At 72.4% G+C, this 7,990-nt stretch carries 7 protein-coding genes; 5 read left to right on the forward strand and 2 right to left on the reverse strand.

The features are described 5' to 3' along the window. Positions 1 to 666, reverse strand: a 666-nt coding sequence (locus FNQ90_RS07025; RefSeq protein WP_182605472.1) for a phosphoribosyltransferase, incomplete at its 3' end; no start/stop codon positions are given. 614 nt (positions 667 to 1,280) lie between these two features. Beyond that, a complete protein-coding gene (locus FNQ90_RS07030; protein ID WP_182605474.1) occupies positions 1,281 to 2,309 on the reverse strand; it encodes a LacI family DNA-binding transcriptional regulator in 1,029 nt (342 codons plus the stop codon). A gap of 230 nt (positions 2,310 to 2,539) precedes the next feature. Here FNQ90_RS07030 and FNQ90_RS07035 point away from each other — a divergent pair, with 230 nt between their 5' ends. The 5 genes from FNQ90_RS07035 to FNQ90_RS07055 form a co-directional block, all read left to right on the forward strand. Beyond that, complete coding sequence (locus FNQ90_RS07035) at positions 2,540 to 3,901, forward strand: ABC transporter substrate-binding protein (protein WP_182605476.1); 1,362 nt, start codon at positions 2,540 to 2,542, stop codon at positions 3,899 to 3,901. Between the two features lie 74 nt (positions 3,902 to 3,975). Beyond that, the gene (locus tag FNQ90_RS07040) at positions 3,976 to 4,899 is read left to right on the forward strand and encodes a carbohydrate ABC transporter permease (RefSeq protein ID WP_323379818.1); all 924 of its coding nucleotides are present in this window, start codon (positions 3,976 to 3,978) and stop codon (positions 4,897 to 4,899) included. Next, a complete protein-coding gene (locus FNQ90_RS07045; protein ID WP_182605479.1) occupies positions 4,896 to 5,720 on the forward strand; it encodes a carbohydrate ABC transporter permease in 825 nt (274 codons plus the stop codon). Before FNQ90_RS07040 ends, FNQ90_RS07045 begins: the two co-directional genes overlap by 4 nt. 102 nt (positions 5,721 to 5,822) lie before the next feature. Further along, positions 5,823 to 6,830: a glycoside hydrolase family protein gene (locus tag FNQ90_RS07050; RefSeq protein ID WP_182605481.1), complete on the forward strand. Its 1,008-nt coding sequence runs from the start codon at positions 5,823 to 5,825 to the stop codon at positions 6,828 to 6,830. Beyond that, a partial coding sequence (locus tag FNQ90_RS07055) for a serine hydrolase domain-containing protein (RefSeq protein WP_182605482.1) occupies positions 6,827 to 7,990 on the forward strand: 1,164 nt, incomplete at its 3' end. The genes FNQ90_RS07050 and FNQ90_RS07055, both read left to right, overlap by 4 nt.

Genomic DNA, 7,990 nt, shown 5'->3' on the forward strand with positions numbered 1-7,990 from the left:
GCCGGGCCCCGGGGTGGTGGGTTCGCGCAGGAGGTCGATGACCTCCTCGTCGCCCACCTGGTCGAAGATGTCGTACCACTGGCCGACCGCCCGGAAGCTTCGCGGTTGGTGGGGGCACACGATCTCATCCGCGCCGTCGGTCTCCGAGCCCATGGCCGCGGCGGTCCCGGGGGCGCAGACGGGCACGGCGAGGATCAGGCGGGCGGCGCCCCGGCGGCGCAGGTACCGCAGGGCGGCCCGTGCGGTGACGCCGGTGGCGAGGCCGTCGTCGACCAGGATGACGGAGCGGCCCTCGATCGGGGGCGCCGGGCGATCGCCCCGGTAGAGCGACTCACGGCGGCGCAGTTCGGCTCGTTCACGGGCCACGTCCGGGGCGAGTCGTTCCTCGCTCAGGCGGAGCATGTCCAGGGCCGAGCGGTCGAAGAGTGGAGGGTCGTCACCGACGACCGCCCCGATGCCGGTCTCCGGGTGGCCGGGGACCCCGATCTTCCGGGCGACCAGTACGTCCATCGGTGCCTCGAGGGTTCGGGCCACCTCGACCGCCACGGGGACGCCGCCCCGGGGCAGTGCCAGGACGACCGGGTCGGGGAGTTTTCCGTTCGCCGCGTCTTCCTTCAGCCGGAGGGCGAGTTCCCGGCCGGCGTGGCGTCGGTCGTGGTATCGCATGACCTGATGCCTGCCTTTCTCTGCGGTGGGGTGTGCGGGGGCCGTGTTCCGCGTGGCGCCTCCTCGATCGGTGCGTGACGAGCGCCCCCGTGGCGGTCCGCGCGTGGGCCCCGGGAGGCGGGGCGGTCCGTGGCGACCATCGCCGGGCTGAAGGTCCTCGGCCCCGTCTCCCGCGGCCGCGTGAATCGCGCTCGATGAGCGGGTACCCCTCCCGACTTCCGATACGCGAGGAATGTCCCTCACTCGGGCAGGGGCCGGGAGCGGGAGACCTTCCCGGACACGACCGGTCACCGGCTCACCGCTTCGCCTCCGATGCCGACTCCGGACGGCCTCCGGCCGCCGGTGCCTCCCGGGCGGAGGTGGCCGCCGGCGTTTCCCGGCGTCCGGCCGAAGGGGGCGAACGCTTCGAGGGCCGCAGCGGCCGGAGGGGTCGACGGAGACGCCCGGCGCGTGTTCCCGAGGGGTTCCGCCGGGTTCGCGGTGGCGGCGACGCCGGCCTCCGGAAGACATTCGCGCGGTCCGGCGCCGGTTCGCGTTCGCACGGGTCGGCACGGGGCCGTGGGATCCGGCCCGCGTCCGCGCGGGGCCGCCGGGGTCGGTGGCCGGCCGGCCCCTCACCGCCCCCGGGGCGGGCCGATGGAGGCGCGTTCGACCACCGGCATGGGGGTGAGCTCCTCCCCTGCCGGTTCGCGGCCGAGCAGCAGTTCCACCGCCCGGCGGCCCATCGCCTCGTGCGGCAGTCCGATGGTGGTCAGGCCCGGCCGCAGGTAGGCGGCCACCTCGTCGTCGTCGAAGGAGACCACGGAGAGGTCATCGGGGACGCGCAGGCCCAGTTCGGCGGCGGCCTGGTAGGCGCCGAAGGCGAGCCGGTCGTTCATGCACAGCAGTGCCCGCACGTCGGTCCGTCGGCGGAGCAGGTCGAGGGTGGCGTCGTAGCCGTGCTGCGGCTCCCACATCCAGATGGATTCCTCGGCCACGAAGCCCAAGCCCTTGTCGGCCATCTCCCCGCGGATGCCGGCGACGCGGCGGGCGATGGTGCGCGAGCGGAAGACGTCGCGTTCCGCCGTGTCGCTCTGGCCGATGAGCGCGATGCCCTCAAAGTGGCCGGCGTCGACCAGGAGGCGGACGGCGGCCCGGCCGCCGGGTTCCTCGTCGGGGAGGACGGTGGCGGGGAAACGGGAGCTGGTGGCGTTCAGCATGACGGCGGGAACGCCCTCGGGCAGGGCGGGGACGAAGAGTTCGCGGGCGCGGACGGTGGCGAAGACGATGCCGTCGACCTGGCGGTCCAGCAGGGCCGCTATCGCCTCGGCCTCCCGTTCGGGTTCGCCGCCGGTCTCGGCGACGAGCACCACGTGCCGGGCCTCCTCGGCCGCCTCCAGGGCCCCTTTGATCAGTCCGCCGGCGAAGCGGGTGGTGGTGACCGTGTCGGAGACGAACCCGATGGTGAGGGTCTTGGCGGTGCGCAGGCCGCGCGCGGCGACGTTGGGGCGGTAGCCCAGTTCGGCGGCGGCGGCGTGCACCCGTTCGTGGGCCTCCTTGGAGAGCCGGGTGTCGGGGCGGCCGTTGAGGATCATCGACGCGGCCGTGGTCGAGAGGCCGGCCCGGCGCGCCACGTCGGCCAGCGTGACTCTCTTGCGCGGCATCGCGTTCCCTCCGTGGAGAAGTTGTGTGCGACAGCTTGACACAGGTGGCACCCGCTGTTGAACATGTCGGCGCTAAAACCTTTTAGCACGACGGGTGCCCGACTCACCCGCGAGCCGCCCCGCCGCTTTCCCCCCGCTCGCCCGCAGGCCCTCCCGGGGCCTGGACGGGTGAGTGGCGCACCCCCGGTACCGGTCCATCGGAGAACCGGTCCATCAGAAAGGGAGCACCCATGGCAAGCACCACCGGACGCCGTCGCCGACAGCGCGCCGCCGTGGCCTCGATCGCCGCGACCACGGGGATCGTCCTCGCCGCCTGCGCGCCGGGCGGCAACAGCGCCGCCCCCGAACCGGCGGGCGACGCCACCGAGGTGAGCACCGAGCTGACCTCGGAGGAGATCACGCTCACCATCGCGGACGAGACCGGTTTCCCGGCCACCGACGAGCTGGCCGAGGAGTTCACCCGGCAGCACCCCAACGTCACGTTCAGGATCAACCGGGACACCTTCCAGAACCTCACCGCCAACGCTCCCCGACTGCTGGCCAGCGACACCCCGCCGGACCTGATCCGGCTGCCCACCATGGGCGACACCGTGCGCGACGGTCTGCTCGCCAACCTCGACCCGTACCACGAGGCCTACGGGTGGGACGCCTGGTCCGACTCCCAGCTCGCCCCGCTGCGGATGAGCGAGGAGAACGTGCGCGGCTCCGGCTCGCTCTACCAGCTCGGCCTGGGGTACAGCGTCACCGGCATCTACATGAACCTGGGGATCGCCGAGGAGTTGGGCATCGAGGCCCCGCCGAGCACGCTGGCGGAGCTGGAGGAGCAGATGGCGCTGGCGGCGGAGAACGACGTGCTGCCGATCGTCGCCGGGGACAAGGACGGCGTGGTGAACTTCGTGGTCCAGGCGGCCATGAACCAGTTCGCCGACCAGGACGAGTTCATGGCCTGGATGTTCAACGAGCCGGGCGCCACCTACAACACGCCCGGCAACGTCGAGGGGGCCGAGCTGATCCGCGCCTGGGCGGACGCGGGGTACTTCTCCGACGACATCAACTCCGTCGACTACTTCGAGTTCGTCAGTCGCTTCTCCGAGGGCGGCGGCCTGTTCACCTTCAACGGCAACTGGGAGGCGGCCACGTACCAGGAGGCCCTGGGCGAGGACGTCACCTTCTTCCTGGTGCCGCCGGTGAACGAGGGCGACGGGCACGTGGCGATGGGCGCCGCCAACTCCTTCTCGGTGGCCGCGAAGTCCCCGCACGTGAACGAGGTCGCGTACTTCCTGAACTGGATCCACACCGACCCCACCGCGCGGCAGATCGTCGTGGACGTCACCGGGGCCTCCCCCGGCGGTGACCCGGCGCTGCCGATGCCCGAGGTCGAGCCCGGCTCGCTGATCGAGTCCGCGCTGGAGATGGCGGCGCGAATCGGTGAGGAGGACGGCCAGGTCGACTTCATGGCCAACACCACCGCCGGCATCTACGCGGGCTCGATCATCCCCGAGTCCCAGCTGCTGGTGACCGGCCGGATCACCGGTCAGGAGTTCGTGGAGCGGGTGCAGGAGTTCTACGAGGGCGAGGTCGGCACCCGATGAGTCGCCACGAGACCCTCCCCACCCGCCGGGGCGGCGCGCCCCGGCGGGTGGGGAGGACCGCAGGAGGGTCGGGGGTGACCGGGCCGCCGAGACCGCGGATCGCCCGTCGGGCCGGTGCGAAGGCGCCGGCCCGACGGGCGGCCGCCCGCGGGTGGTTCCTGTTGCTCCCGGCCCTGGGGATGTACATCGGGTTCGTGGTCTGGCCGCTGTTCATGGGTGTCCAGTACTCGTTCTACGACTGGAACGGCGTCGGTCCCGCGACCTGGGTGGGCCTGGACAACTACGTCAAGGTGTTCAGCGATCCGTACCTGCTGGGTTCGATCCGCAACGCCTTCGTGCTGATCGCGTTCTTCACCGTCATCCCGATCACGGCGGGTCTGATGCTCGCCACCCTCATCCGCTCGCTGCGGCCCGGGCCGTTCTCCCGGGCGTCGCAGACGATCCTGTTCCTGCCGCAGATCATCCCGCTCGCCGCGGCCGGTATCGCCTGGTCGTGGATGTACGCGCAGACCGGCGCGGTGAACGAGATCCTCGGGTGGTTCGGGCTCGGCTGGTTCGCCCGGCCCTGGCTGGCGGACTACGGCACGGCGCTGCCCGCCGTGGGGCTGATCGGCTCGTGGGTGCTGACCGGCCTGTGCACCGTCCTGCTGTTGACCGGCATCGGGAAGATCGACGGCTCGCTGTACGAGGCGGTGCGGCTGGACGGCGCCGGTTGGTGGCGGGAGTTCTTCACCATCACCCTTCCGGGCCTGCGGCAGGAGATCGCGGTGCTGATGACGCTCAGCGTGATCGCGGCGCTGAGCAGCTTCGACATCATCTACACCTCCACCCAGGGCGGGCCGGGGCGCGCCACCCTGGTGCCGGCCCTGTCCATCTACCGGATCGGTTTCACCCAGAGCGATGTCGGACTGGCCTCGGCGTTCGGGATCGTGTTGATGATCATGGTGCTGCTGTGCGTGTTGCCGATCCAGCGTCTGTCGAAGGCGGGTGACCGATGATCGCCGACCGCACCGAGCGGGTGCTGGGTCGCGTCCTGCTGATCCTCGCCCTCGTGCTCACCCTCATCCCGTTGGTGAACATGGTCTCGGCGGCCCTCCAGCCGGCCGATGTGAATCCCACCGGGTTGGCGTGGCCCTCCGATCCCCAGTGGGGCAACTTCGTCACGGCCTTCGAGACCGGGCACGTGTGGGAGTTGATGGGTTCCAGCCTGTTCATCGTGCTGGGCGTGGTGCCGGTCAGTCTGCTGATCGCCACCCTCGCCGGGTACGCGCTCGGTGGGCTGCGGGTGCGCGGCGGCCGGGCCGTGCTGATCTTCATGGTGCTGGGTCTGACCATCCCCTTCGAGGCGTTGATCATCCCGCTGTACTACCAGGCGCAGGCCCTGGGGACGCTCAACTCGCAGTGGGCCGTGATCTTTCCACTGATCGGGCTGTTCATGCCGTTCGGGGTGTTCTGGATGCGCGCCCACTTCGTCAACGTCCCGCCGGAGCTGGCCGAGGCGGCGCGGGTGGACGGGGCCGGGCTGTGGCAGGAGTTCCGGCGGATCCAGTTGCCGCTGGCGATACCGGCCGTCTCGGCCCTGGGCATCCTGTTGTTCCTGTGGACCTGGAATCAGTTCCTGCTGCCGGTGGTGCTCATCGACGACCCGCTCAAGCGCACCGCCGCCGGGGCCCTGACCTTCTTCCAGGGTCAGTACTCGCTGAGCATCCCCCTGTTGAACGCCGGCGCCCTGATTATCATCACCCCGGCGATCATCGTCTTCCTCATCTTCCAGCGGCAGTTCATCCGGGCGCTGCTGCGGGGTGCCGTGAAGGGCTGACGCCCCGGCACCTTCGCACGCCCCGCCCCGGACCTCCGCCGCGCGGACGGCGTCGGCGCCCACCGACGCCGTCCCCTCCCTCACACCGAATCGAGCCCTTCCGTGACCTTCGCCCTGGACGACCACTGGGTCTGGGACTTCTGGGTCGCCGACTCCGGCGACCTGTTCCACCTCTTCTACCTGCACGCGCCGCGCTCGCTCGGCGACCCGGACCTGCGGCACCGCAACGCCGTGATCGGGCACGCCGTCTCGACCGACCTGCGGAACTGGTCGGACCGGGGGCCGGTGCTCCGCCCGGGCGGGCCCGGCGCCTTCGACGAGACGGCCACCTGGACCGGCAGCGTGGTGCGGGGCCCGGACGGGGTGTGGCGGATGTTCTACACCGGTGCCCGGTTCCCCGACCCGGACTCGGCGTCGAACATCGAGACGATCGGGGTGGCCAGGTCCACCGACCTCACCACCTGGGAGCGGTCGCCGGCCGCGCTGACGACCGCCGACCCGCTGCGCTACGAGACGCTCGCCGAGGGGACCTGGCGCGAGGAGGCGTGGCGCGACCCGTGGGTCTTCCCGGACCCCTCGGGGGACGGGTGGCACATGTTGATCACCGCCCGGGCCGGGCGCGACGCCCGGGACGCGGACGGTCGGGTGCCCGCCGATCCGCGCGATCGGGGGGTCGTCGCCCACGCCACCTCCCCGGACCTGGAGGTCTGGACGGTGCGGGAACCGCTGAGCGCGCCGGGGGCGGGGTTCGCCCACCTGGAGGTGCCGCAGTCGGTCACCGTCGACGGCCGGCACCTGCTGCTGTTCTCCTGCGACACCGCCCACCTGGCGGGGGCGCGGAGCGAGGACGCCGGCGGAGTGTGGGCGGTCGTCGCCCCGGACCCGGTCGGGCCGTTCCCGGTGGAGCGGGCGGTGCGACTGACCGGTGACGAGCTGTACAGCGGGCGGTTGGTGCGCGACCGGGCCGGCCGGTGGGTGATGCTGGCGTTCGAGAACATCGGTGACCCGGGGGACGGGACCGATTTCGTCGGCCGGATCTCCGACCCGCTGCCGCTGGGCTGGTCGGCCGAGGGCGAGCCGGTCCTCGCGGTCGGGGAGGGTGTGCGATGAGCGCCTGCGTCGACACCCCGGGCGGGGCGTCGGGTGACGTCACCGTGCACGGGCGGGTGGCGGCCGGCTTCGAGCCGCTGCGGGACGCCTTCGCCGCCGTCTTCGACGGCGCCCCGGACACGGGGGCGGCGCTCGCCGTCCTGCACCGGGGTGAGCCGGTGGCCGACCTGTGGGGCGGCGTCGCGGACACCCGCACCGGCGCCCCCTGGCGGGCGGACACCCCGAGCGTGATCTTCTCCTGCACCAAGGGGCTGGTCTCGATCCTCGTCGCCCACCTGGTGCGGGAGGGTCGGCTGGACTACGACGATCCGGTGGCGCGTCACTGGCCGGAGTTCGCCCGGGCCGGCAAGGCCGGCGTCACGGTGCGGGACGTCCTGGCCCACCGTGCCGGGCTGTCGGCGCCCCGGCGGGCGTTCTCCACCGAGGAGGTCCTGGACTGGGAGACCGTGACCGCCGCGCTGGCCGAGCAGGAACCGCTGTGGGAGCCCGGTACCGGGTACGCCTACCACGCCCTGACCCACGGCTGGTTGGCCGGCGAGGTCATCCGCCGGGTCACGGGTGTGTCGGTCGGCCGGTACTTCGAGGAGGTGATCGCCGGTCCGTTGGGCGCGGAGGCCTGGATCGGGGTGCCGGAGGAGGTGCTGGGGCGGGTGGCGCACCTGGGTGTCGGGCCGTCCCTGGCCGAGCACGTCCGGCAGCAGGAGTCCGCGGCGCAGCGCACGCCGGACCGTCCCGACTGGCCGGGGCTGGCGATGACTCTGGGTGGCGCCTTCCCGCAGGAGTTGGCGCACCCGACCCGTGGCTTCAACGACCCGGCGGTGCGGGCGGCCGAGATACCCGGCGCCGGGGGCGTCGCCACCGCCCGGGCGCTGGCCGCCATCTGGTCGGCGACGGTCACCGGGACCCGGGGCGTCCGGCTGCTGGACGACGACATCCTGCGGCGGGCGCTGGTGCCGCAGAGCTGGGGCGCTCCGGTGTTCGATGTCCCCGGTCCGTACGCGCGGTGGGCGATGGGCTTCCAACTCGACTCGGAGGCACGCCGTTTCCTCACCGCGGAGGCTTTCGGGCACGACGGGGCCGGTGGTCAGGTCGCCTTCGCGGACCCGGTGAGCGGGGTGGGCTTCGCGTTCCTCACCAACCGGATGGAGGCGGGTGAGGAC

Source organism: Streptomyces alkaliphilus, from assembly GCF_014141535.1.
Classification (GTDB): Bacteria; Actinomycetota; Actinomycetes; order Streptomycetales; family Streptomycetaceae; genus Streptomyces; species Streptomyces alkaliphilus.

Coding starts and splice junctions, on each gene's coding strand:
- FNQ90_RS07035 (WP_182605476.1), top strand. CDS start 2,540: ATGGCAAGCACCACCGGACGCCGTCGCCGACAGCGCGCCGCCGTGGCC.
- FNQ90_RS07045 (WP_182605479.1), top strand. CDS start 4,896: ATGATCGCCGACCGCACCGAGCGGGTGCTGGGTCGCGTCCTGCTGATC.
- FNQ90_RS07030 (WP_182605474.1), bottom strand. CDS start 2,309: ATGCCGCGCAAGAGAGTCACGCTGGCCGACGTGGCGCGCCGGGCCGGC.